Origin of the sequence: Paracoccus sp. SSK6 (genome assembly GCF_039770665.1) — a bacterium.
Classification (GTDB): Bacteria; Pseudomonadota; Alphaproteobacteria; order Rhodobacterales; family Rhodobacteraceae; genus Paracoccus.
Genome location: NZ_JBDPNJ010000009.1, coordinates 22,542 through 47,620, shown reverse-complemented (window position 1 = coordinate 47,620; position 25,079 = coordinate 22,542). Strand labels below are relative to the sequence as shown.

At 66.1% G+C, this 25,079-nt stretch carries 22 protein-coding genes; 11 read left to right on the top strand and 11 right to left on the bottom strand.

The window, feature by feature from the left end; translation table 11 throughout:
* Positions 1–47: 47 nt before the first annotated feature.
* From AAIL68_RS08410 to AAIL68_RS08385, 6 genes are all read right to left on the bottom strand, one after another.
* Entirely contained in the window at positions 48–1,088 is a 1,041-nt protein-coding gene (locus AAIL68_RS08410; RefSeq protein WP_347139317.1) for an extracellular solute-binding protein, read from the bottom strand.
* Positions 1,089–1,184: 96 nt separating this feature from the next.
* Positions 1,185–1,907, bottom strand: a complete 723-nt coding sequence (locus AAIL68_RS08405; RefSeq protein ID WP_347139315.1) for an SDR family NAD(P)-dependent oxidoreductase — start codon at positions 1,905–1,907, stop codon at positions 1,185–1,187.
* A gap of 12 nt (positions 1,908–1,919) precedes the next feature.
* On the bottom strand, positions 1,920–2,798 hold the full coding sequence (ppk2, locus tag AAIL68_RS08400) for a polyphosphate kinase 2 (RefSeq protein WP_347139314.1): 879 nt from the start codon (positions 2,796–2,798) through the stop codon (positions 1,920–1,922).
* Between the two features lie 3 nt (positions 2,799–2,801).
* Positions 2,802–3,728 carry a homoserine O-succinyltransferase gene (gene metA / locus AAIL68_RS08395; protein ID WP_347139313.1) on the bottom strand — a complete coding sequence of 309 codons (927 nt, stop codon included), beginning with the start codon at positions 3,726–3,728 and terminating at the stop codon, positions 2,802–2,804.
* Positions 3,729–3,732: 4 nt separating this feature from the next.
* Complete coding sequence (locus tag AAIL68_RS08390; RefSeq protein WP_347139312.1) at positions 3,733–4,593, bottom strand: ATPase; 861 nt, start codon at positions 4,591–4,593, stop codon at positions 3,733–3,735.
* 101 nt (positions 4,594–4,694) lie between these two features.
* On the bottom strand, positions 4,695–5,867 hold the full coding sequence (locus tag AAIL68_RS08385) for an outer membrane protein transport protein (protein WP_347139310.1): 1,173 nt from the start codon (positions 5,865–5,867) through the stop codon (positions 4,695–4,697).
* A gap of 247 nt (positions 5,868–6,114) precedes the next feature.
* Between AAIL68_RS08385 and guaB the strand changes: the two genes are divergently transcribed.
* Positions 6,115–7,563: an IMP dehydrogenase gene (gene guaB / locus AAIL68_RS08380; RefSeq protein WP_347139308.1), complete on the top strand. Its 1,449-nt coding sequence runs from the start codon at positions 6,115–6,117 to the stop codon at positions 7,561–7,563.
* A gap of 185 nt (positions 7,564–7,748) precedes the next feature.
* Positions 7,749–8,186 (top strand): DUF4440 domain-containing protein, encoded by a 438-nt coding sequence (locus AAIL68_RS08375; protein WP_347139307.1) that lies wholly within the window; start codon positions 7,749–7,751, stop codon positions 8,184–8,186.
* 49 nt (positions 8,187–8,235) lie between these two features.
* On the opposite strand, the gene AAIL68_RS08370 is transcribed toward AAIL68_RS08375, so the two are convergent.
* Positions 8,236–8,550, bottom strand: a complete 315-nt coding sequence (locus tag AAIL68_RS08370; protein WP_347139306.1) for an FYDLN acid domain-containing protein — start codon at positions 8,548–8,550, stop codon at positions 8,236–8,238.
* 103 nt (positions 8,551–8,653) lie between these two features.
* On the opposite strand from AAIL68_RS08370, the gene AAIL68_RS08365 reads away from it, so the two are divergent.
* A complete protein-coding gene (locus tag AAIL68_RS08365) occupies positions 8,654–9,352 on the top strand; it encodes a SprT family zinc-dependent metalloprotease (protein ID WP_347139304.1) in 699 nt (232 codons plus the stop codon).
* A gap of 32 nt (positions 9,353–9,384) precedes the next feature.
* Positions 9,385–10,032 carry a GntR family transcriptional regulator gene (locus AAIL68_RS08360; RefSeq protein ID WP_268940868.1) on the top strand — a complete coding sequence of 216 codons (648 nt, stop codon included), beginning with the start codon at positions 9,385–9,387 and terminating at the stop codon, positions 10,030–10,032.
* Here AAIL68_RS08360 and AAIL68_RS08355 read toward each other — a convergent pair.
* Complete coding sequence (locus AAIL68_RS08355; RefSeq protein ID WP_347139303.1) at positions 10,029–10,688, bottom strand: YSC84-related protein; 660 nt, start codon at positions 10,686–10,688, stop codon at positions 10,029–10,031. The genes AAIL68_RS08360 and AAIL68_RS08355 overlap by 4 nt on opposite strands.
* Positions 10,689–10,812: 124 nt before the next feature.
* Complete coding sequence (gene hemB, locus AAIL68_RS08350; protein ID WP_347139301.1) at positions 10,813–11,817, bottom strand: porphobilinogen synthase; 1,005 nt, start codon at positions 11,815–11,817, stop codon at positions 10,813–10,815.
* A gap of 41 nt (positions 11,818–11,858) precedes the next feature.
* Between hemB and AAIL68_RS08345 the strand changes: the two genes are divergently transcribed.
* Positions 11,859–12,476 (top strand): hypothetical protein, encoded by a 618-nt coding sequence (locus AAIL68_RS08345; protein ID WP_347139299.1) that lies wholly within the window; start codon positions 11,859–11,861, stop codon positions 12,474–12,476.
* Between the two features lie 36 nt (positions 12,477–12,512).
* Positions 12,513–15,974, top strand: a complete 3,462-nt coding sequence (gene mfd, locus AAIL68_RS08340) for a transcription-repair coupling factor (RefSeq protein WP_347139298.1) — start codon at positions 12,513–12,515, stop codon at positions 15,972–15,974.
* A 50-nt stretch (positions 15,975–16,024) separates the two neighbouring features.
* Here mfd and clpA read toward each other — a convergent pair whose 3' ends face one another.
* Positions 16,025–18,346, bottom strand: coding sequence for an ATP-dependent Clp protease ATP-binding subunit ClpA (clpA, locus tag AAIL68_RS08335; protein ID WP_347139296.1), 2,322 nt, complete (start codon positions 18,344–18,346; stop codon positions 16,025–16,027).
* A gap of 210 nt (positions 18,347–18,556) precedes the next feature.
* Entirely contained in the window at positions 18,557–19,303 is a 747-nt protein-coding gene (gene gloB / locus AAIL68_RS08330) for a hydroxyacylglutathione hydrolase (protein ID WP_347139294.1), read from the bottom strand.
* 58 nt (positions 19,304–19,361) lie between these two features.
* On the opposite strand from gloB, the gene AAIL68_RS08325 reads away from it, so the two are divergent.
* The 5 genes from AAIL68_RS08325 to atpD all read left to right on the top strand — a co-directional run bounded on the left by AAIL68_RS08325 (position 19,362) and on the right by atpD (position 25,070).
* Positions 19,362–20,150, top strand: coding sequence for a methyltransferase domain-containing protein (locus tag AAIL68_RS08325; protein ID WP_347139293.1), 789 nt, complete (start codon positions 19,362–19,364; stop codon positions 20,148–20,150).
* Between the two features lie 485 nt (positions 20,151–20,635).
* Positions 20,636–21,202 carry a F0F1 ATP synthase subunit delta gene (locus tag AAIL68_RS08320; RefSeq protein ID WP_347139292.1) on the top strand — a complete coding sequence of 189 codons (567 nt, stop codon included), beginning with the start codon at positions 20,636–20,638 and terminating at the stop codon, positions 21,200–21,202.
* A complete protein-coding gene (gene atpA, locus AAIL68_RS08315) occupies positions 21,202–22,737 on the top strand; it encodes a F0F1 ATP synthase subunit alpha (protein ID WP_347139291.1) in 1,536 nt (511 codons plus the stop codon). The genes AAIL68_RS08320 and atpA overlap by 1 nt, the downstream gene beginning before the upstream one ends.
* A 12-nt stretch (positions 22,738–22,749) precedes the next feature.
* Positions 22,750–23,628, top strand: coding sequence for a F0F1 ATP synthase subunit gamma (locus tag AAIL68_RS08310; RefSeq protein WP_347139290.1), 879 nt, complete (start codon positions 22,750–22,752; stop codon positions 23,626–23,628).
* A gap of 17 nt (positions 23,629–23,645) precedes the next feature.
* On the top strand, positions 23,646–25,070 hold the full coding sequence (atpD, locus tag AAIL68_RS08305) for a F0F1 ATP synthase subunit beta (protein WP_347139288.1): 1,425 nt from the start codon (positions 23,646–23,648) through the stop codon (positions 25,068–25,070).
* Positions 25,071–25,079: the final 9 nt, after the last annotated feature.

Sequence of the window (25,079 nt, the reverse complement as noted above, 5' to 3'; positions counted from 1 at the left end):
AAATATCCCGCGGGGGACCGGGGGCGCGAAGCCCCCGGCGCTTCCTCTCAGAACCCGGCCTTGATCTTCTCGAACTCGGCCAGTTGCTTTTCGCGCTGCGCCGGGTCGTTCGGGGTCTGCGCCAGGATCGGGGCGTCAACCTCGCTCAGCCCTTCCTTCACCGCAGGTTCATCGGCAATGGTCGCCATCGCCTCGGTCGAGGTGTGGCCATAGCCGATCGTGTCCAGCAATCCCTTGCCCGCCGAAGGCTCAAGCCAGGCATTGATGAAGTCATAGGCCTTGTCTTCATTGCCCGGCCCGTTCTTCAGGTTGACGAAGCCGCAGAAGAAGGTGGACGACCCCTCCTTGGGCGCGCGCTGGAAGCCCACAGGGTAGTTGTCATTCTGCAGATAAACCACGCCGTCGTTCCAGGACCAGGCGATGTCCACCGCGCCCGAGGCCATCAGCTGCGCCTGTTCGGAGGGGTCGGCCCAATAGGCGGCGACGTTCTGGTGGGCCTTGCGCAGCCAGTCGGCGGCGGCCTGGAACTGTTCGTCGGTCACGTCCGTCCAGTCGGTCGTGCCCGTCGCCAGATAGGCCAGCGCCCAGACATCGTCCGACGAATCCGGCAGGGACGTGCGGCCTTGGTATTTCGGATCGGTGAAGACCTGCAGGGTGGACACATCCTCGGCAGGGACCGTTTCGGTGTTATAGGCGATGGCCGTCGCGCCCCAATCGGTCGGGATGTACCAGACGCCCTCGTCGTCCTTGAAGACCTCGGACGCCAGGAATTGCGGATCGAGCTTGTCAAAATTCGGGATCTTCGAGGTATCCCAGGGCTCGATCAGCCCGGCGTCACGGTATTTGCTGACCATCTGGCTGCAGGGATGGGCCACGTCGGCCTTGAAACCCGAGGCGATCTTCTGGAAGGCCTCGTCATCGTCGCCGTAAAAGGCATAGGTCGGGCTGTCGCCGTGCTTGTCGATATAGGCCTGGAAGATCGCCGGTTCCTCGAACCCCGCCCAGTCGAAGACGGTCAGTTCCGGGTCCGCCGCCAGGGCGGGCAGGGCGATGGCAGAGGCGAGGGCGGTGGTGGTCAGCAGACGCATGGAAATCGAGCCTTCCTGTTGGGCGGGTTCGTGTCGAACGCTAGCGGCGGGGAACCCCCCGTGCAAGGGCATCGCGCGCTGGTCAAAAACCGTTGATCAGCGCATCCGCAGCGCGCCGTCCAGGCGGATCACCTCGCCGTTCAGATAGCCGTTCTCGACGATATGGGCGCACAGGCGCGCGAATTCGGCCGGGTCGCCAAGCCGGGGCGGGAAGGTGACCTCGGCCGCCAGCCCGTCCTGCACCTCCTGCGGCAGACCCCGCAGCATCGGCGTGGCGAAGATGCCCGGCGCGATGGCGCAGACGCGGATGTTCAGGCTTGCCAGATCGCGCGCAATCGGCAGGGTCATGCCCGCGATCCCGGCCTTGGACGCGGCATAGGCGGCCTGGCCCTTCTGCCCGTCGAAGGCCGCCACGGATGCGGTGTTGACGATCACACCGTTTTCCGTGCGCCCGTTCTTCGCCATTTCGGCCGCCGCCAGCCGCAGCACGTTGAAGCTGCCGATCAGGTTGACCTCGACCACGCGGCGGAAGGCGTCGAGATCATGCGGCCCGTTCCGCCCCACGGTCTTTTCGCCGATCACCACGCCCGCGCAATTCACGCAGATGTCGATCCCGCCCATCAGGTCGGCGGCCCGCGCGATGGCCGCCGCCGCGCTGTCGGCACGGGTCACGTCCGCCTGCACATGATGCGGATCATCGCCCGCCTCGCGGTCCAGCACCACGACCTGCGCCCCCTGCGCGCGGAAATGGGCAGCGGTCGCGGCGCCAAGGCCGGATGCGCCCCCCGTCACGATGGCACGGCTGCCCTTCAACTCCATCGCGGTTCCCCCTTAGTGCTCCAGAAGTTCCGGCCCGCCGGTGATCGCCGGATCGGGGCTGCCGATCAAGTCACCATCCTTGCCCGCGTAATCGACCGCGTTCAGCACGGTCTGGATCGCGGCGATGCGTGCCCTGCGCTTGTCATCGGACCGGATGACATGCCAGGGCGCGATCGGCGAATGCGACCGGTTCAGCGTGTCGTGGATCGCAACGGTGTAGTCGTCCCACCGGGCCAGGCCGTCCACGTCGATCTGGGACAGCTTCCACTGCTTCAGGGGGTCGTTTTCGCGGTCTAGGAAGCGGCGCAGCTGTTCGGCGCGGCCCACGTTCAGCCACAGCTTGACCAGGATGATGCCGTCATCGACCAGGGTCTGTTCGAACCCCGGCAACTGGCGGAAAAAGGCGTTGCGTTCCTGTTCGGTCGAATAGCCGAAGACGCGTTCGACCACGCCACGATTGTACCAGCTGCGGTCGAACAGCGCGATCTCGCCCGCGGCGGGCAGCCAGTCCACGTAACGCTGAAAATACCACTGGCCCGCCTCGCGGGTGGTGGGCTTGGGCAGGGCGACGATATGAGCCGAACGCGGGTTCAGGTTTTCGCGCATCCGTTCGATGGTGCCGCCCTTGCCTGCGGCGTCGCGGCCTTCGAACAGCACGACCAGACGCTTCCTGGTGGCGACGAGGTCATACATCATGCGCACCAGCTGCAACTGCAACTGGTCCATCTGCGCCTCATAGTCCTTCTTGTCCATCTCCTGGCGATAGGGATAGGTCGGGTCCAGGATGTCGTCCTTGCCCGCCTTTTCCAGCACCTTCCTGATGTCCTTCGGCGCGGCCTTCAGCGCCTCGGTGATCTTGCCGACCAAGGGCAGTTCCGGGGTCTGTACCATGTCTTATCCTTCGCCGATGCGGGACAGGTCATATTCCGTCGTCTGATAGATCTCGTTGATCCAGTTACCGTAAAGCAGATGGGCATGGCTGCGCCAGCGGTTCGACGGCGGGCGCGAGGGGTCGTCGTCGGGGTAGTAGTTCGCGGGCACGTTGATCGGCTTGCCCGATGCCACGTCGCGGTCGTATTCCTCTTTCAGCGTCGTGCTGTCGTATTCCAGGTGGTTGAAGATATAGAGCGCGCGGTGTCCGGCATCCTCGATCAGACAGGGACCGCACTGGTCGCTGGCCAGCAGCGTGCGCAGGGCGGGGCGGGCGTCCACGTCGGGCTGGCGCACCTCGGTCCAGCGGCTGACGGGGACCAGAACGTCGTCGGAAAAGCCGCGCAGATAGGGCGAGGCCGGGGCGTGGTTGTGATGGCGGAAGCAGCCGAAGGCCTTGTGGTCCAGGGCGTGCTTGTCCAGCCGGTGGAAATGCCAGGCCATCGCCATGCCGCCCCAGCAGACGCCGAAGGTCGAATGGACATGGCCCTGGGTCCAGTCGAAGACGCGGGTCAGTTCGTCCCAATAGGTCACGTCCTCGAAGGGAAGCTGCTCAACCGGGGCGCCGGTGATGATGAGGCCGTCGAACTTCTCTCCCGTGGCCTCGACATCCCGGAAGGGACGATAGAAGCTTTCCATGTGGTCGGCCGCCGTGTTGCGGCTTTCGTGGTCGGACATGCGGATCAGCTGGAAGTCGATCTGCAACGGCGTGGCCCCGATCAGCCGGGCGAACTGGTTTTCGGTCTGGATCTTCTTGGGCATCAGGTTCAGAAGCCCGATGCGCAGCGGCCGGATGTCCTGCGTCGCGGCCCGGCCCGGAGACATGACCATCACACCCTCATCCGACAGGATGCGGTAGGCGGGCAGGTTCTCGTTCAGCGTGATGGGCATCGGTCTATTCCTTGCGGTCGATGGCGCGGGCGATCAGGCGGTCGAAATCGGCGGGGGTCTTCACCTCGGCCACCTCCTCGGCCAGGACGGTGACGCCGCGCCGCGCCATCGCCTGATAGCGCGGCTGCCTGTGCGCCAGGGCGCGCGCATAGGTCCAGCGGATGAAGTCGTCGGGATTGACCTCATCCTCGTCCAGGCCCTTTTCGACGCGATAGTCGATCCAGGCCCTTTCCAGAAATTTCGGCTGGTAATACATGGGCTTGGGCGCCCGGTCGAAGCGGCGCACCAGTTCCGCCGTGTGCGCGTCCGATCCCTTGATCCAGACCATCAGCAGGTCGCGTTCCAGCGCCTGCAGCACCGGATCGGCGGGATCGTCGGGGTCCACGACCTCGCAGATGGACCCGCCGCTGTCGCAGACGAAATGCGGGATGGCATAGATGTCGCGGGCGCGGTCCATGAAGTGGCGCGTGTCCAGCAGGGCGGCGATTTCCGCCCGGCGGTGCTGGTTCTGACGCAGGCAGTATTCGTCGAAGGGCAGCCCCCCGCGCGAGGGGCTGCCGGGCTTGCCGAGATAGGTGGAGAGCGGCGCGAGGTTGTCGAAGGTGATGTTGCTGGCGATATAGACGCTGTCCGACAGCAGCAGTTCGCGCAGGAAGGGAACCTTCATCGCCTCGCGCTTGAAGTTGTCGGCGATGAATTCGCCCATGTAGCGGGTGCCGATGCGGTAATCGACGGAATAGTGGAACCAGTCGCCCGCGTCGCGCAGCATGTTGGCCAGGTAGGTCTTGCCCAGGCCCGACATGCCAAACAGGACGACGCGCCTTGCGCCTGTCTCCAGCCATTCGCTGCCGCTGCCATAGATCATCGGGTGTTCCTTCGTTTCGGGCGCATAGGTAATGCGCGCCCTGGCGAAAGCAAAGGCCCCGCTTGGGGCGGGGCCTTGCCGTTGTCGCGGTGATGGCGGCTTCAGAAGCTGTAGCCGATGCGGACGCCGACGCCCCAGGCATGGTTGTCGTCCATCGTGGCGACCTTGGTCTTGTTGCCGGTTTCCCCGATGCCCAGGTCCGAACCGCCCAGTTTGGTATAGTTGATGCCGGTCGTGATCTTGATGTTGTCCATCGTGTAGATGGCCGCCAGCGTGACACCCTTGCGCCCGTTGGTGGGGGCAAGCGGCGAAACCGTGTCGCCCTCGCGGGCTTCATACAGGAACGAGACCGAGCCGGACCAGTTTTCGGTGAACTTACGGCCGACGCCGATGGTATAGGTCGTCGTATCCTCGACCTCGACCAGGGGAACCGTCCCGCCTGTCAGCGTCGCGATCGGGAAGACGCCATTGTCCACGATGAATTCAGACCACTTCACCCACCGGATCGAACCGAACACCAGCGTGTCCTGGGCGATGCCGGTCTGTCCTTCCAGGGTCCAGCTGCGCGGCGTCTTGACCGTGTAGCGCCCAGAAATCGTATCGGTCAGGCCGCCGGTCGCCCCCAGGATGACATCTCCCGTTTCGGTCATGTCGAAGTCATGGTCGATGGGAGAGTTGTAGGTCAGCGACACGCGCCCGGCAATCTCGGGGATCTCGTAGGCCGCGCCGATGACATAGCCCACGCCCCATTCGTCGTCGATCGCCAGATCATAGGGCGGTGCGATCCTGCTGTATCCCGCCCCGTCCAGGGTCACGCCGCCATCGGCCCTGGACGCCCGGATCCCCCCGTGGATGGAAAAGTTGTTCTCGAACTTGTATCGGGCCAGTGCCGTGAAGGTCGTTGAATTCACCTCGACCCGCGTTCCCCCCAGAACGGGCGAGCCGGCGGGCGCCACCGGATACAGGATGTCCGCCCCGAACGGCTGTTCCATGATGAAGGCGGCCGACAGGTTGTCGTTGAACTGGTGCTTGTAGGCCAGACCCACGAAGCCATAGCCCTGCGCCACGTCGCCGGTGTTGAAGGGACCGCCGATTGCAGCCGGTGCAGCGTCTTTCCCCTCGACCGTCGGATCCACGCCGCCAAAGCTCAACTCGGCATAGTTCCCTTCCTCGAACAGCACCGCCAGCGATTGCGGCGCGCGTTCGATCCCGCCCGCGATGATCGGAGACGCGGAGATCAGCAGAACCGCGCTGCCGGTCATGATTTTTTTCATAGGTTCCTCCCTTGGCGGTCGTGCGGCCGCTGGATTCAGCTTTACCCCTGATGTCCTATGAATCAATTAACCGTGCAACATGACGCGGCGTCGATGCGCAATCCACGTCAGGCGCGTGACTTTGCAGCAACTTTCGGTTGCATCATCCCATCGGCCGCCCGCAACAAAATCGCCCTTGTCCACTGGACAAAGCCCGCGCCGCGTGAAAGGGGAAACTGCCAACGAAATTGCCGCTAGGACACCCGCCATGCAGATTCGTGAGGCCCTGACCTTTGACGACGTTCTTCTGGTCCCTGCCGCATCCACGGTCATGCCCTCGACCGCCGATGTGACGACGCGCGTGACGCGTGCCATTGCCATGAACATCCCGCTGCTGTCATCCGCGATGGACACCGTGACCGAAAGCCGCATGGCCATTGCCATGGCGCAGGCCGGCGGCATGGGCGTGATCCACCGCAACCTGACGACCGAACGGCAGGCCGATGAGGTGCGCCGCGTCAAGCGGTTCGAATCGGGCATCGTCTACAACCCGATCACGCTGCGCCCCGACCAGACCCTGGCCGATGCCAAGGCCTTCCAGGACCGCTACAACGTCACCGGCTTTCCGGTCGTGGACGAGGATGGCCGCGTCGTCGGCATCGTGACCAACCGCGACATGCGCTTTGCCAGCGACGACCGGACGCCAGTCAAGGCAATGATGTCGTCGGAAAACCTGGCGATTTTGCGCGAGCCCGCCGACCGGGCCGAGGCCATCAGCCTGATGAAGGCGCGCCGGATCGAGAAGCTGCTGGTGACGGACGGGCAGGGCAAGCTGACCGGCCTGCTGACGCTGAAGGATACCGAGAAATCGGTGCTGAACCCGCTGGCCTGCAAGGACGACCTGGGCCGTCTGCGCGTCGCCGCCGCATCCACCGTGGGCGACGAAGGCTTCGAACGCAGCCAGGCGCTGATCGAGGCGGGCGTGGACATGGTGGTGATCGACACCGCCCACGGCCATTCGGCGGGCGTCGCCAAGGCGGTCGAGCGCGTCAAGATGTTCTCGAACGAGGTGCAGGTGGTCGCGGGCAACGTCGCCACGGCCGAGGCCACGCGGGCGCTGATCGACGCGGGCGCGGATGCCGTCAAGGTGGGCATCGGACCGGGATCCATCTGTACCACGCGGATCGTGGCGGGCGTGGGCGTGCCGCAGTTGACGGCGATCATGGACGCGGCAGGTGCTGCAGGCGACGTGCCGATCATCGCGGATGGCGGTATCAAGTTCTCGGGCGATTTCGCCAAGGCGATCGCTGCGGGCGCAAGCTGCGCCATGGTCGGCAGCGCCATCGCGGGCACGGATGAATCGCCGGGCGAGGTGATCCTGTACCAGGGCCGGTCCTTCAAGTCCTATCGCGGCATGGGGTCGCTTGGCGCCATGGCGCGCGGATCGGCCGACCGCTATTTCCAGAAGGACGCGGCAACCGACAAGCTGGTCCCCGAGGGGATCGAGGGGCAGGTGCCCTACAAGGGATCGGCCAGTGCGGTGATCCACCAGCTGGTGGGGGGCCTGCGCGCCGCCATGGGCTATACCGGCTGCGCCACGGTCGAGGAGATGCGCCGCAACTGCCAGTTCGTGCGCATCACCGGCGCGGGGCTGAAGGAAAGCCACGTCCACGACGTGCAGATCACGCGGGAAAGCCCGAACTATCGGCTTGGATAGTCAAGGATCCGGGCCTGCCCGCGCCGGAAGGGCGGCATCAGCCCATTTCCGGCGCGGACAGGACACGCCCTGCTTTCTCGGCCGGCGCTCCCCAGCCGTCCCGGCACGTCGACAAACATGCCGCGAAAGTGGTATGATCTGCCGGGGCACGGCGGGTCGTGCCCCAGGATCGCAGGGAGGGAGTTATGGTCAAATCTCTGACCTCGATGTCTGCGGTGTGTGTTTGCCTCTTTGCAGCCACCGCTGCCTGTGCTGATCCCGCCGAGCACGTCAGGGCGGCCTATGCGGCGTGGGACGCAGCCTTCAACGTAGGGGACGCGAAAGCCGTTGCGGCATTCTACGGGCAGGACGCAATCTTCCTGCCCGCCACGCATGACGTGATCAAGGGCCCCGAAGGGATCGAGAAATTCTTCGGCGGACTCTTCGGCATGGGCGTGACGGGGCACAAGCTGGAATTGATAGAGGCGCAGGGGAACGACGACCTGCTTGTCGGCACGGCCAAATGGTCGGCCAATGGCAAGGACGCCCAAGGGGCCGACCAGCCGTGGGGCGGGGTGGCAACCCATGTCTTCGAGAAGCAGGCCGATGGCAGCCTCAAGCTGATGGTGCATACCTTCAATTGAGCGAAGCGCCGCAGCAGCAAAAAGGCCGGTCGCAGGACCGGCCTTTTTCTTATTCCTCGTCGTTGTCGGCGACATCCGCGATGTCGTCCAGCGACACGTCGCCGTCGTCATCGTCTTCTTCCAGCAGATCGTCGTCCAGATCGCCCGCGTCGTCGCCCAGATCGTCGTCGTCATCGACCAGGTCGTCGTCGTCGCGAACGGCGGTCTTTTCGGTGACCAGCGTCTTGCCGCGGCTGTCCGTCAGGCTTTCCAGCGTGAACGTGTTCCCGCAGGCGGGGCAGGTCATCGGATTGGCGCGCAGGTCATAGAAGCGCGTTGCGCAGTGCGGGCACAGGCGTTTCGTGCCCCATTCCTCTTTGGGCATGGCATTCTCCTTCTGCCGCGTTTAGGGAAATCGGTGGTCCCCTGCCACAGGTGCCGGGGGGTGTCAAAGGCTTTTCTGGCAAAGAGGCGGGCAGGGACGGCGGATGGTCGAGGCGTTCACCATCGGCAACGGGATGCGGATCACCTGGCGGCGGTCGTCGCGGGCGCGGCGCATGACACTGCGGGTGCCGCGCGACGGCGGGCCGGTGGTGCTGACGCTGCCCGCGCATGTGGCGCTGTCCGACGGGGCGGCCTTTGCCGAATCGAAGTCCCGCTGGCTGCTGCAGGCGGCCGAGCGGCGGCCCGCGCCCAGCATCGTCCGTCACGGGGCGGTGCTGCCGGTAGGCGGGGCCATGCTGACCCTGACCCCCGCCGCCACCCGCACGGCCCAGGACGATGGCGATGCCCTGCTGCTGCCCGCCAGCCGCCCGGCGGGTGCGGTGGTGCAGGCCTTCCTGAAGCACATGGCCATGCAGCAGTTGCGCGCGGCCTGCGACCGCCATGCGGCGGCACTTGGCCGTCCCTATCGGGCCATCGTCCTGCGCGATACCCGGTCCCGTTGGGGCAGTTGCACATCCGACGGGCGGCTGATGTTTTCCTGGCGGCTGGCGATGGCCCCGCCCGTGGTGCTGGACTATGTCGCGGCGCATGAGGTCGCGCATCTGCGCCACATGGACCACTCGCCCCGCTTCTGGGCGGCGGTGGCGGCGCTGATGCCGGATTACGCGCGCCACCGCGACTGGCTGAAGCGGCATGGGTCCGACCTGATGGCCTGGCAGTTCCGCGACCCCGCCGGGGATTGACGCGCCGGGCGTTTGTGATCACAAAGCGGGGCATGAACGCCCCCGCCCGACCAACCGACCCCTCGGCCCATGAAAAGCTGTATCGCAACCTGCGCAGCCGGATCATGCTGGGCGAGTTGCCGCCGGGCAAGGCGCTGACCCTGCGCGGCATCGCCCGCGAATACCACCTGTCGATGACCCCCGCGCGCGAAGCCGTGCGCCGCCTGGTGGCCGAGGGCGCTTTGACGTTGTCGGCCTCGGGCCGCGTCACCACGCCTGCGCTGTCGGACGACCGGATCGAGGAACTGGCCGCCTTGCGCGCCCTGATCGAGCCGGAACTGGCCGCCCGCGCCCTGCCGCGCGCGCATTTCGCGCTGATCGACCGGCTGGCGCAGATGAATGCGCGCATCGCCGACGCGGTCGAGAACCACGATGCTGTGGGCTATATCCGCTGCAACCTTGAATTCCACCGGATGCTCTATCTGCGCGCGCAGGCCCCGGCCATGCTGGCGATGCTGGAAACGATCTGGCTGCAGCTTGGCCCGACGATGCGCGCGCTTTATGGCCGGGTGAAGCGGAACGAGCCGCCGCGACATCACCGGATGATCCTGGCCGCGCTGCGGGCGGGGGACGAGCCCGCCCTGCGGCTGGCCGTGCGCGCCGATGTCACGCACGGGCTGCGCCACCTGACCTCGGGCTAGCCGCGGCCCATCTGGGGCATCTGCATCTGCGGCATTTGCGGCAGGCCGAGGCCGCCGAAGCCCAGCGTCGGAATCTCGGACGGGATGACGCGGGTATATTTCGTGCCTTCGATGGATGCGCCTGCCATCAGCCCCGCCTGGCCGAAGATCATCGCCACGACCGGCAGTTGCGCCGTGATCGTGTCCGCGCCAAGCGCCATGCCGCCCTGCGGAATCGCGTAGAAGGCATTGGCCCCGGCCAGCCAGCCGGGTGAGGCGCGGAAGGACGCAAGCGCCGCATCCGTCTGGAAGATCAGGACATGCGCATATTGCTGCGCGCCCGCCTGCAGGCCCACGGTCGCGCGCGTGGCGGAGTAGTAATCCACCGTCGCCCCGCCGATCCGCAGCGCGCCCTGACCATAGGCGCCGCCCAGGCCAAGCGCGGCCTCGGTCATCAGGGGCATGTACAACACGCCGCGCGCGTTCTGCACCAGAGACTGCGCAGACGGATAGTTCTGGATCAGATAGTTATGCGTCGCATCGACCCGCGCGTCCAGTTGCGCGGCGGCGTTCGTGCCCACCGCGTTGCTGCACCCGGCAAGGGCAAGCGCGGCGGTGCCGGCGGCGCCCTTCAGCACCATGCGACGGCCGATCCTGGCCTGGAAATCTCTGCTCATCACGTGCCCCCGCTTTGTCGCGCCGGGTGATCCGGCCTTTTGGCGCGGATGCTAGAGGATTTCCGCCCCCCTGTCACCCGCCCACGGGGCACGGGCGGGGGCACGGGCGGCGGACCGCCTGCGGTCAGGCGCGCGCGGCGATCGCCTCGGCCACCAGGGGCGCGAAATAGGTGAGGATCCCGTCGCAACCCGCGCGCCGGAAACACAAAAGGCTCTCGAACATGGCATCCCGCGACAGCCAGCCGTTGCGGATGGCACCCTCCAGCATCGCGTATTCGCCGCTGACCTGATAGGCGAAGGTCGGTGCGCCGAACTGGTCCTTCACCGCCCGGCAGATGTCCAGATAAGGCAGGCCGGGCTTGACCATGACCATGTCCGCGCCCTCGGCGAGATCCCGGGCGACGCAGCGGATCGCCTCGCCGCGGTTGGCGGGATTGACCTGATAGGTCTTCTTGTCGCCCACCAGCCGCCCCGAGGCGCCGACCGCGTCCCGGAACGGGCCATAGAAGCTGGAGGCGAACTTGGCCGCATAGGACAGGATCGCCGTATGCTTGTGGCCCGCCGCTTCCAGCGCGCCGCGCAGCGCGCCGATGCGCCCGTCCATCATGTCGCTTGGCCCCAGGATGTCGGCCCCGCTTTCCGCCTGGGCCAGGGCCATGCGCACCAGGGCCTCGACCGTTTCGTCGTTCAGGATCTCGCCGTTCACGACGATGCCGTCATGGCCGTTGGCGTTATAGGGATCCAGCGCGATGTCAGTCATCACCGCCAGTTCGGGCACGGTTTCCTTGACCGCGCGGATGGCCTGGTTGCCGATATTGTCGGGATCCCAGGCGCGTTCGCAGGTTTCCGTCTTAAGATCCTGGTCGGAATGGGGAAAGATGCAGATGGCCGGGATGTTCAGCCTTGCCGCCCGTTCCGCCGCGCGCCGCGCGCCGTCCAGGGTCAGCCGTTCCACGCCGGGCATGGATCCGATCTCGCCCTCGGCCCCCGCGACCTCGGTCACGAAGATGGGCCAGATCAGGTTGGCGGGCGTCACGTCGCATTCCGACACCATGGCGCGGATCGCGGGCGTGCGGCGCAAGCGGCGCAGGCGCGAGGCGGGGAAGGGGGCGATGATCGGCGTCGGCATGGCATGTTCCTTATTCGGGCGGGACGGCTTTTCCTTTGCCCATGACCGTTCTAAGGTCGCCCGCGACCAAGGACAAGGAAGCCCGCGTGCCTCAATTCGACAGCCTGATCGGCTTTCTGGACAGCCGGTCCTTTGGCACGATCTGGTACTGGCTCGTGGTGATCGGCACCTGGTCGCTGACCGGCCGCAGCGTGATCGGCGTCCCGGTCGAGATCGTCAGCCGCGCCCGCAGCGCCGTGCAGGCGGGCGAGGGCGAGTCCCCGGCGGTCCTGCACCTGCTGGACTGGCTGTCGCTGATGCTGCCGCGCTGGCGGCTTGGCGCGCAGGAGGGGGTGATCCTTCTGGCGCTGACGGGCTTCGGGCTGACATCGCTGGCGATCATGGGCATCGGCTATGCGCTGGAACTGGCGCTGGCGGGTTTTCTGCTGCTGCTGCCCCTTGCGATCCTGTTCTGGATGCGCGTGGTCCTGGCCCGCCGCCTGATGCCGCTGCTGGAGGCAGCCGAGCAAGGCGCCCGGCCAATCCCCGATACGGCGGCCGAGGCGGTCAGGCGCATGGTCATCCACCGGCGGCTGGTCACGATCCTGTCCATGGCGGCGGTGGCCATCACGGCCCTGTGGGGCGCACTGTGGTCGGTGGTCCATCCCTATGGCTTCTGACCTTGACTCCGCCGTCCCGCACTTTACCTCACGCCCATGGCCGAACACCTGATCCTTTCTGGCGCGCCCGAAGGCTATGACGCCGCCCTGATCGCGCGCGAAGCCGCTCGCGGTTCCCCCGTGATCCACATTGCCCGCGACGACCGCCGCATGGCCGCGATGCGCGCATCCCTGGCCTTCCTGGCGCCCGACCTCGCGATGCTGGATTTCCCGGCTTGGGACACGACGCCCTATGACCGCGTCTCGCCCTCGCCCGATATCCAGGCGGCGCGGATGGCGACGCTGGCCGGTCTGGCGCAGGGAGCGGTCAAGGGGCCGTTCGTGCTGCTGACCACGCTGAACGCCGTGCTGCAGCGGGTGCCCGCCCGCGATCTGGTGGCGGGGGCGAGCTTCGTCGCCCGCGTGGGCGACCGCATCAACGAAGGCGCGCTTCGCGATTTCCTGGTGCGCATGGGCTTCACGCAATCGCCCACGGTGACGGAACCGGGCGACTATGCCGTGCGAGGCGGCATCATCGACATCTTCCCGCCCGGTGAATCCGGTCCCGTGCGTCTGGACCTGTTCGGCGACGTTCTGGACGGCGCCCGCCGCTTTGACGCGGAAACGCAGCGCACCACCGAGAAGCTGTCGCGGATCGAGCTTGCGCCCATGTCCGAGGTGATCCTGGACGAAGACGCGATCACCCGCTTTCGCCAGAACTATCGCACGGAATATGGCGGCGGCACCAACGACCCGCTTTATGAAAGCGTCAGCGCGGGCCGCAAGATGGCGGGGATGGAACACTGGCTGCCCTGGTTCCACGACCGCATGGAAAGCCTGTTCGACTATCTGCCCGGCGCCTCGGTGGTGCTGGACGACCATGTGGGGCAGGTGATCGACGCCCGCCGCGGCATGATCCAGGAACAGTTCGGGGCGCGAAAGGCCGCCATGGCCGCCAAGGGCCGCAGCGACACGGTCTACAAGCCCGTGCCGCCTGACGCGATGTTCCCGACGGATGACGAGTGGAACGACTGGCTGTCGCGCCACCGTACGCTGCGCCTGTCGGTTCTGCCACAGCCGCCGGGGCCGGGGGTGCTGGACGCGGGCGGGCGCGTGGGTCGCAACTTCGCGCCGGAACGCCAGGCCGAAAGCATCAACCTATTCAAGGCTCTGGCCGATCATGTGAAGATGCTTTCCAAGGATCACCGGGTCATCATCGCCAGCTTTTCGGACGGCGCGCGGGATCGCCTGTCGGGGCTGCTGGCCGATGAGGGCCTGGGGGGCACCAAGCGCATTGGCGACATCCGCGACTTGGCCGAGAAGCCTGGCACGGTGGGTCTGGCGGTCTGGCCGCTGGACGAAGGCTTCGTCGCCGACGGGCAGGCGCTTGGCAAGCTGGCAGTGATTTCCGAACAGGACGTGCTGGGCGACCGGCTGATCCGGGGGGCCAAGAAGCGCCGGAAGGCCGACAACTTCCTGAAGGACACCACCAGCCTGACGCCGGGCGATCTGGTCGTGCATGTCGAACACGGCATCGGGCGCTATACCGGGCTGGAGACGATCAAGGCCGCAGGCGTGCCGCATGACTGCGTGGCGCTGGAATATGCGGGCGGCGACCGGCTCTATCTGCCGGTCGAGAATATCGAACTGCTGTCCCGCTACGGGCATGAGGAAGGCCTGCTGGACCGGCTTGGCGGCGGCGCCTGGCAGGCGCGGAAAGCACGCCTCAAGGAACGCATCAAGCTGATCGCCGACAAGCTGATGCGCGTCGCCGCCGAACGCCTGCTGCGCGCCGCCCCCGTGCTGGAGCCCGAGGATCACGACTGGCAGGCCTTCGCCGCCCGCTTCCCCTACAGCGAGACCGAGGACCAGCTTTCTGCCATCGAGGACGTGACCGAGGATTTGGCGGCGGGCCGCCCCATGGACCGGCTGATCGTGGGCGACGTGGGCTTCGGCAAGACCGAAGTCGCGATGCGCGCGGCCTTCATCGCCGCCAGCCAAGGGATGCAGGTTGCGGTGGTGGCGCCGACGACGCTGCTGGCGCGCCAGCACTTCAAGACCTTCGCCGAACGCTTTCGTGGCACCGCCATTGCCGTGCGCCCGCTGTCGCGCTTCGTTTCCGCCAAGGACGCGGCCAAGACGCGCGAAGGGCTGTCTGACGGTACGGTGGACATTGTGGTGGGCACCCATGCGGTGCTGGCCAAGGGGGTCCGCTTCAAGAACCTCGGCCTGCTGATCATCGACGAGGAACAGCATTTCGGCGTGGCCCACAAGGAACGGCTCAAGGAGTTGCGCAGCGACATCCATGTCCTGACGCTGACCGCCACGCCGATCCCGCGCACGCTGCAACTGTCGCTGACGGGCGTGCGCGACCTGTCGGTGATCGGCACGCCGCCCGTGGACCGCCTGTCGATCCGCACCTATGTCAGCGAATTCGACAGCGTCACCGTGCGCGAGGCCCTACTGCGCGAGAAATACCGGGGCGGGCAGAGCTTCTTCGTCGTCCCGCGCCTGGCCGACCTGCCCGATGTCGAACACTGGCTGCAGGAAAACATGCCCGAGGTCAGCTATATCGTCGCCCACGGCCAGCTTGCGGCGGGCGATCTGGACCAGCGGATGAACGCCTTCTACGACGGCAGCCATGACGTGCTGCTGGCGACCACCATCGTGGAAAGCGGCCTCGACATCCCGACCGCCAACACCATGATCGTCTGGCGCGCCGACATGTTCGGCCTGGCGCAGCTTTACCAGATCCGGGGCAGGGTGGGGCGGTCCAAGACGCGCGCCTATTGCTATCTGACCACCAAGCCGCGCCAGCCGCTGACCCCGCAGGCCATGCGGCGGCTGAAATTCCTGGGCTCCATCGACGGGCTTGGCGCGGGCTTCAACCTGGCATCGCAGGACCTGGACCTGCGCGGAGCCGGCAACCTGCTGGGCGAGGAGCAGTCGGGCCATATCAAGGAAGTCGGGTTTGAGCTTTACCAGCAGATGCTGGAGGAAACCATCGCCAAGCTGAAGTCGGGCGAGATCGAAGGCACGCCCGAGGACGAATGGGCGCCGCAGTTGAACCTGGGCGTCCCTGTCACGATCCCGGAAAGCTATATCCCCGACTTGGACGTGCGGCTTGGCCTTTACCGCCGCCTGTCCGGCCTGACCACCAAGGTCGAGCTTGAGGGCTTTGCCGCCGAACTGATAGACCGCTTCGGTCCCCTGCCGCGCGAGGTGAACACCCTGCTGCTGGTCATCCGCATCAAGGCCATGGCGAAACGCGCGAACATCTCGCGGCTGGATGCCGGGCCGAAGGGGGCAACGGTCCAATTCCACATGGACAGGTTCCCGAACCCCGCCGGTCTGGTCGAGTTCCTGACCGAACAGCATGGCCAGGCCAAGGTCACCGACAACAAGATCTTCGTGGCGCGCGACTGGAAGTCCGATGCCGACCGTATCAAGGGCGCCTTCGCCGTCGCCCGCGACCTGGCCGCCAAGGCCAAGGCCGGGAAAGCGCAGGCCGCGCAATAGGAAGCCCCGCCGCGACAGGGTCGGGCGGGGCTTCGTGGCTTGGCTGGCGATCAATCCGCCGTCAGCAGAGGCGTCTTGGATTTGCCGATACGGGGGGCGTCGGGGCCGGTGATGTCGAAGACGGGCTTGTCGTCCTCGATCTTCACGCGGACCACGCCGCCCTTGATCAGCCGGCCGAACAGCAGTTCCTCGGCCAGCGGCTTCTTGATGTGTTCCTGGATCACGCGGCCCAGGGGACGGGCGCCCATCTTGTCGTCGTAACCTTTCTCGGCCAGCCAGTCGGCAGCTTCCGGGGTCAGCTCGATATGGACATTGCGGTCCATGAGCTGGGCTTCCAGTTGCAGCACGAACTTCTCGACCACATGGACCACCACGTCGCGGGACAGCGCGGCAAAGCTGATGATCGCGTCCAGGCGGTTGCGGAACTCGGGCGTGAAGGTCCGCTCGATGGCAGCCGTATCCTCGCCCTCGCGCTTGTCGCGGCCAAAGCCGATCGCCGCCTTCTGCATGTCGGACGCGCCCGCGTTCGAGGTCATGATCAGGATCACGTTGCGGAAATCCACCTGACGGCCGTTATGGTCGGTGAGTTTCCCGTGGTCCATCACCTGCAACAGGATGTTGTAGACATCCGGGTGCGCCTTCTCGATCTCGTCCAAGAGCAGCACGCAATGCGGGTGCTGGTCCACGCCGTCGGTCAGCATCCCGCCCTGGTCAAAGCCCACATAGCCCGGAGGCGCGCCGATCAGGCGGGAAACCGCGTGCTTCTCCATGTATTCCGACATGTCGAAGCGCAAGAGTTCCACCCCAAGGGTCGAGGCCAGCTGCTTGGCGACCTCGGTCTTGCCCACCCCGGTCGGGCCGGCGAACAGATAGTTGCCGATAGGCTTTTCGGGCTCGCGCAGGCCCGCCCGCGCCAGCTTGATGGCCGAGGACAGCGCGGTGATCGCCGCGTCCTGGCCGAAGACCACGCGCTTCAAGGTCGCTTCCAGGTCGCGCAGAACCTCGGCATCGTCCTTGCTGACGTTCTTCGGTGGGATGCGGGCGATCTTGGCCACCACGGCCTCGATCTCCTTGGGGCTGATCGTCTTGCGGCGCTTGCTTTCGCTGACCAGGTGCTGGGCCGCCCCCGCCTCGTCGATCACGTCGATGGCGCTGTCGGGCAGCTTGCGGTCGTTGATATAGCGGCTGGCCAGTTCCACCGCCGACTTGATCGCCTCGTTGGTATAGCGCAGGTCGTGGTGCTTTTCGAAGCTGGGCTTCAGGCCCATCAGGATCTTCACCGTATCGGCCACGGAAGGCTCGTTCACGTCGATCTTCTGGAACCGGCGGGACAGGGCGCGGTCCTTTTCGAAATGCTGGCGAAATTCCTTGTAGGTGGTGGACCCCATGCAGCGCAGCTTGCCGCCCGACAGCGCGGGCTTCAGCAGGTTCGACGCATCCATCGCCCCGCCCGAGGTCGCGCCCGCGCCGATCACCGTATGGATTTCGTCGATGAACAGGATCGCGTCGGGGTGGTTTTCAAGCTCTTTCACGACGGCCTTCAGCCGTTCCTCGAAATCGCCGCGATAGCGGGTGCCCGCCAGCAGCGCGCCCATGTCGAGCGAGAAGATCGTGGCCCCCGCCAGCACATCCGGGGTTTCCCCACGCGTGATCTTCAGGGCCAGACCTTCCGCGATGGCGGTCTTGCCCACGCCCGGATCGCCCACCAGCAGCGGGTTGTTCTTGCGCCGGCGGCAGAGAACCTGAATCGCTCGTTCCACCTCGGCCTCGCGGCCGATCAGGGGGTCCACGTCGCCCTTTTTCGACTTGGCGTTCAGGTCCACGCAATACTTGCCAAGGGCGGTTTCGTCCTTGGATTCCTGCGCGGCCTCGGCCTGCTTCTGCTCGGGCTCGTCCGATCCCACGACCTTGCGGTTTTCGTTGAAGGACGGGTTCTTCGCCACGCCATGCGCGATGAAGTTGACCGCGTCGTAACGGGTCATGTCCATTTCCTGCAGGAAGAAGGCCGCGTTGGATTCGCGTTCGGCGAAGATCGCCACCAGCACATTGGCGCCCGTGACCTCTTGCCGGCCCGAGCTTTGGACATGGATGGCCGCGCGCTGGATCACCCGCTGGAAGGCGGCGGTCGGCACGGCCTCGGAGCCCTCGACATCGGTGATCAGCGTCGAGAGATCGTCCTCGATGAAGTCGATCAGCAGCTTGCGCAGTTCGTCCAGATCGACATTGCAGGCCCGCATCACCTTGACTGCGTCCGGTTCCTCGGTCAGGGCCAGCAGCAGGTGTTCGAGCGTGGCAAGCTCGTGTCGATGTTCGTTCGCCAGGGCAAGCGCCTGGTGAATGGCCTGTTCCAAGGAAGTCGAGAAGCTTGGCACGGTCGTCTCCTGTCAGTCGACTGGCGGTATGGGCATATCTTGGGGCCCACCTGCCCAGACTGTCACGATAGAGTTAAGATTTGGTGGAAATCAGCCGGCATCAAGTGCTTTTTCACGCCCATGCCACGATTTTCCCACTGTTGAGGCAGATGTGATGCGCCGCGGGGCGGATTTCAAGCGCAGCCCCGGCGCGGCGCTTTCACCTGCCGTTCAGAACGCATCCTTCATGGCGCGAAGGCGGGCGAAGACATCGGCGTCAGGCGCGTTCTCCATGCCCAGCGACGCCCGCAGCGCCCCGACCCGCAGGAAGGGGTTGGTGTCGCGTTCAAGCGCAAGGGTTGCGGGCGCGCAGGGCTGGTGGGCCTCCTGCACCGCCGCCAGCCGGTCGCGCAGCGCCTGGTTGCCGGGATCGACGGACAGCGCGAAGGCGCCGTTGCCCGCGCAATAGTCGTGGCCCGAACAGATCAGCGTTTCCGGCGGCAGGGCGCTCAGGCGGGACAGGCTGTCCCACATCATCGCGGGTGTCCCTTCGAACAGGCGTCCGCAGCCAAGCGCCATCAGGCTGTCGGCGGTGAAGGCGTATCCCGATTGCGGGAAATGAAAGGCGACATGGCCCACCGTGTGGCCCGACACGTCGATGACCGCGACCGGCTCGCCCAGGACTTCCAGCGGTTCGCCCGGCGTGATCCGCAGGTCCAGGGGGGGCAGGCGGTGCGCGTCCGCCGCGGCCCCGATCACGGTGGCGCCGGTCTTGCGCACAATCTCGGCCACGCCGTCGGTGTGGTCGGCGTGATGATGGGTCAGCAGGATCGCGGAGAGGGTCCAGCCGCGCTGCGCCAGTTCGCGCAGGATCGGCCCGGCCTCGGGCGCGTCGATCAGGACGGTGCCCTCGTCGCCATGCAGCAGATAGGCATAGTTGTCCTTCAGGCAGCGCAGCGTGACCAGTTCCAGCGGCATTGGCAAATCCTCTTTCCTGTGGTGAGGTCGAGCCTGTCAAAAGCCGGGCCGGGGCGCAATGCACCACGATATCGCGGATCTCCGCAGCTTCTATTACCAGCGGGCGCTTGGCCGCGTCGTGCAGCGCATCCTGCGCGACAGGCTGGTGGCCCGCTGGCTGCCGCAGGGCTGCACCGGCATGAACGTCGCGGGCTTCGGCTTTGCCGCGCCGATGCTGCGGCCCTATCTGGCGACGGCGCGGCGGGTCACGGCGCTGATGCCCGGCCCGCAGGGGGTGATGGCATGGCCCGCCGGGATGCCGAACCACAGCGTCCTGTGCGACGAGATCGCCTGGCCGCTGGAAACCGGCAGTGTGGACCGGCTGGTCATGCTGCATGGGCTGGAGACCAGCGACGACCCCGCCGCTCTGCTGGCCGAGGCATGGCGCGTGCTTGGCCCCGGCGGGCGGATGATGGTCATGGTGCCGAACCGGGCGGGCCTGTGGGCCGCATCGGACCGCACGCCCTTCGGCTTCGGGCGCAGCTATACCAGCGGGCAGATCGAGACGCAGGCGCGCCGCGCGGGCTTTGTCCCCGAATGGCATGGCTCGGCCGTCTATATCCCGCCCTCGGACCGGCGCTTCTGGCTGGGCAGCGCCCAGATGTGGGAACGGACTGGCACGCGCATCAGCCGCGTGCTGATCGCGGGCGTGGTGCTGATGGAGGTGTCGAAGCAGGTGCGCGCGCCCATCGGGCCCGAACAGCGCGTCCACGTTCCCAATCCGCTGGAGATCTTGGACGGTGTCGTGAAGCCGCGCCCGGCCCGCGCCCCGGTGGCCCGAAACTTGCATCATCTGCAGGAAAACTGAGGGGTTTGGCGCCCGAATCGCCTTGGACCTGTCCATAAGGTGAACTGCCGCAGCGCAGCATTATGGCCTATAGCGATGCTTGTAGCGAGTAGCCTGCTGTTACCAAGTGCTTCCGTCTCGCCTGCCCGACGATGCGGTACGGAATGCCTGTCCTGTGCTCGTTGCCAGTGAAGCCCGGCGTGCCCTGTCAGCCGCAAGGCTGGCCGTCCACGCCGGGCTGTTTCTGGCCGGGAAGGCCGCGCGCAAAAAGCCCGAGACGCGCTTTGGTCCGAACTGTCGGCCTGCCTGCGGGGCGATGACCGCGTCCGAAGGTCGCAATCCGTCTTTTTTCCGTGTTCTAGCCGGTTGCCCGAGCCGGATTCACCTGCTAGAGACGCCGCAGATTTCAGAACGGCCCTTTGAAGCCGTCAGAATGCGACCCGCACCCCCGCGACAGACCGGCAAGACAGCCGGCCCGCCAGCGGGGTTTGCGCAAACCGTAAAGGATGACCGTGGCCAACTCTGTTTCCATGTCCCAGAGCATCGCCGGGCGCTATGCGCAGGCCGTCTTCGACATCGCCAGGGAAGAACGGGGGCTGGACGCATTGGCCCAGCAGACCGCCGATCTGCGCGCCGCGTTGGAGGACAGCGCCGATCTGCGCGACCTGATCAACTCGCCCATCTACACGCGCGACCAGCAGTCCGCCGCGATTGCCGCGATCGCGCAGCGGATGGGCTTTTCGCCCGTGCTGGCGAACACGCTGCAGCTGATGGCCCGCAACCGCCGCCTATTCGTGCTGCCGCAACTGGTTCGCCAGCTGCAGGCGCTGATCGCCGACGAACGCGGCGAGGTGACGGCCGATGTGACAAGCGCGGTCGCGCTGACGGACGACCAGCAGGCGCGCCTGCGCGACACGCTGGCGCAGAAGTCGGGCAAGATCGTCAAACTGAACACGCGCGTTGATGAAAGCCTCATCGGCGGCATGATCGTCAAGCTGGGCTCGCAGATGATCGACAGCTCGATCCGCTCGAAGCTCGCTTCCCTCCAGAATACCATGAAAGAGGTCGGATAATGGGAATCCAGGCTGCCGAGATTTCGGCCATCCTCAAGGATCAGATCAGGAATTTCGGCCAGGAGGCCGAGGTGGCCGAGGTCGGCCAGGTGCTGTCGGTGGGCGACGGCATCGCGCGCGTCTATGGCCTGGACAAGGTGCAGGCGGGCGAGATGGTGGAATTCCCCGGCGGCGTCCGGGGCATGGTGCTGAACCTTGAAACCGACAACGTCGGCATCGTGATCTTTGGCGACGACCGCTCGATCCGCGAAGGCGACACCGTCAAGCGCACCCGCTCCATCGTGGACGTGCCGGTCGGCAAGGGCCTCTTGGGCCGCGTGGTGGATGCGCTGGGCAACCCGATCGACGGCAAGGGCCCGATCGACGCGGCCGAGCGCCGCATCGCCGACGTGAAGGCCCCCGGCATCATGCCGCGCAAATCGGTGCACGAGCCGATGGCGACCGGCCTGAAGTCGGTTGACGCCATGATCCCGGTGGGCCGCGGTCAGCGCGAACTGATCATCGGCGACCGCCAGACCGGCAAGACCGCCATCGCGCTGGACACCGTCCTGAACCAGCTGAACTACAATGGCCGCGAAGCCGAGGGCATGAAGACGCTGCACTGCGTCTATGTCGCCGTCGGCCAGAAGCGTTCGACCGTGGCCCAGCTGGTGAAGAAGCTGGAAGAAACCGGCGCCATGGCCTATACGACCGTCGTGGCCGCGACCGCGTCCGACCCCGCGCCGATGCAGTTCCTGGCGCCCTATTCGGGCACCGCGATCGGCGAATACTTCCGCGACAACGGCATGGACGCGCTGATCATCTATGACGACCTGTCCAAGCAGGCCGTGGCCTATCGCCAGATGTCGCTGCTGCTGCGCCGTCCGCCCGGACGCGAAGCCTATCCGGGCGACGTGTTCTACCTGCACTCCCGCCTGCTGGAGCGTTCGGCCAAGCTGAACGAAGCCAATGGTGCAGGCTCGCTGACCGCGCTGCCGATCATCGAGACGCAGGCGGGCGACGTGTCGGCCTATATCCCGACCAACGTGATCTCGATCACCGACGGCCAGATCTTCCTGGAAACCGAACTGTTCTTCCAGGGCATCCGTCCGGCCGTGAACACCGGCCTGTCCGTGTCCCGCGTGGGTTCGGCCGCCCAGACCAAGGCGATGAAATCCGTCGCCGGTCCGGTCAAGCTGGAACTGGCCCAGTATCGCGAGATGGCGGCCTTCGCCCAGTTCGGGTCCGACCTTGACGCCGCGACGCAGCGCCTGCTGAACCGCGGCTCGCGCCTGACCGAGCTGATGAAGCAGCCGCAGTATCGTCCGCTGACGAACGCGGAAATCGTGATCGTCATCTATGCCGGCACCAAGGGCTATATCGACAACGTCCCGGTCAAGGACGTGGTCGCCTGGGAAGAGGGGCTGATCCAGTTCCTGCGCAACCAGAAGGCCGACCTGCTGGACGACATGACCCGCAACGACCGCAAGGTTTCGGGCGATCTGGAAGACGCGATCAAGACCGCTCTGGACGCATACAACAAGACCCGCGCCTGAGAGGGGGAATAGATGCCCAGTCTCAAGGATCTCAAGAACCGGATCGGAAGCGTCAAGAACACGCGGAAGATTACGAAGGCGATGCAGATGGTCGCCGCCGCGAAACTGCGCCGCGCGCAGGACGCGGCGGAGGCTGCGCGCCCCTATGCCGACCGCATGGTGGCGGTGATGGCCGGGCTGACCGCAAATGCGGCCGGTTCGGCATCGGCGCCGCGCCTGCTGGCCGGGACGGGCGCCGACCGCAAGCATCTGCTGGTCGTGATGACCTCGGAACGCGGCCTGGCGGGCGGCTTCAACAGCACCATCGTCAAGCTGGCCCGGCAGCACGCCGACCGCCTGCGGGGCGAAGGGAAAGAGGTCGCGATCCTGACCGTCGGCAAGAAGGGCCGCGAGCAGCTCAAGCGCGACTATGGCAGCCTGTTCGTCAGCCATGTGGACATGTCCGAGGTCAAGCGCGTCGGCTATGACAACGCCCGCGACATCGCGGACGACATTCTGGACCGCTTCGAGGCGGGCGATTTCGATGTCGCGACCCTGTTCTACAACCGTTTCGAATCGGTGATCAGCCAGGTTCCGACCGCGCGCCAGATCATCCCCGCCGAAATGCCCGAAGGCGGGACGACCGGCGGCGCCACGGCGCTGTATGATTACGAACCCGGCGAGGAGGCCATCCTGGCCGACCTGCTGCCGCGTTCGGTCGCGACGCAGATCTTTGCGGCGCTTCTGGAAAATGCGGCCTCCGAACAGGGGGCGCGGATGACGGCCATGGACAACGCCACGCGCAACGCGGGCGAGATGATCGACCGTCTGACGACCGAGTACAACCGCTCGCGTCAGGCCGCGATCACCAAGGAACTCATCGAAATCATCTCGGGCGCCGAGGCGCTCTGACACGTAGGGGTAATCACATGGCAGAGGCCAATGGTAAAATCACGCAGGTGATCGGCGCCGTCGTTGACGTGCAGTTCGACAATCACCTGCCGGCGATTCTGAACGCGCTGGAAACCACCAACAACGGCAAGAAGCTGATCCTGGAAGTGGCCCAGCATCTTGGCGAAAACACCGTCCGCACCATCGCCATGGACTCGACCGAAGGTCTGGTCCGGGGCGAACGCGTGACCGACACCGGCGGCCCGATCACCGTGCCGGTCGGCGACGTGACGCTGGGCCGCATCCTGAACGTCGTGGGCGAGCCCGTTGACGAAGGCGACCCGATCAACGCGACCGAGCGCCGCGCGATCCACCAGCCCGCGCCGGAATTCGCGCAGCAGGCGACCAGTTCCGAGATCCTGGTCACGGGCATCAAGGTCATCGACCTGCTGGCCCCCTATTCCAAGGGCGGCAAGATCGGCCTGTTCGGCGGCGCCGGCGTGGGCAAGACCGTTCTGATCATGGAACTGATCAACAACATCGCCAAGGTGCACTCGGGCTATTCCGTGTTCGCGGGCGTTGGCGAACGGACCCGTGAGGGCAACGACCTGTACCACGAGATGGTGGAATCGGGCGTCATCAAGCCGGACAACCTGGCGGAAAGCCAGGTGGCCCTGGTTTACGGCCAGATGAACGAACCTCCCGGAGCGCGGATGCGCGTGGCCCTGACCGGCCTGACCGTGGCCGAGCAGTTCCGCGACGCCACCGGCACCGACGTTCTGTTCTTCGTGGACAACATCTTCCGCTTCACGCAGGCCGGTTCGGAAGTGTCGGCTCTGCTGGGCCGCATCCCGTCCGCCGTGGGCTATCAGCCGACGCTGGCCACCGACATGGGCGCGATGCAGGAACGCATCACCTCGACCAAGAACGGCTCGATCACCTCGATCCAGGCCGTCTATGTTCCGGCCGACGACCTGACCGACCCGGCGCCCGCCACGACCTTTGCCCACCTGGACGCCACGACCGTGCTGTCGCGTGCGATCTCGGAACTGGGCATCTACCCGGCCGTGGACCCGCTCGACTCGAACAGCCGTATCCTCGACCCGGCCGTTGTCGGCGAGGAGCACTATCAGGTTGCCCGCGACGTTCAGGGGATCCTGCAGAAGTACAAGTCGCTGCAGGACATCATCGCCATCCTTGGCATGGACGAACTGTCGGAAGAGGACAAGCTGACCGTGGCCCGCGCCCGGAAGATCCAGCGCTTCCTGTCGCAGCCCTTCGACGTGGCCAAGGTCTTCACCGGGTCCGACGGCGTCCAGGTGCCGCTGGAAAAGACCATCGCGTCCTTCAAGGCCGTGGTTGCCGGTGAGTATGACCATCTGCCGGAAGCCGCCTTCTACATGGTCGGCGACATCGAAGAGGTGAAGGCGAAAGCCCAGCGTCTCGCGGCTGAAGCCGCGTAAGGGGGCGAA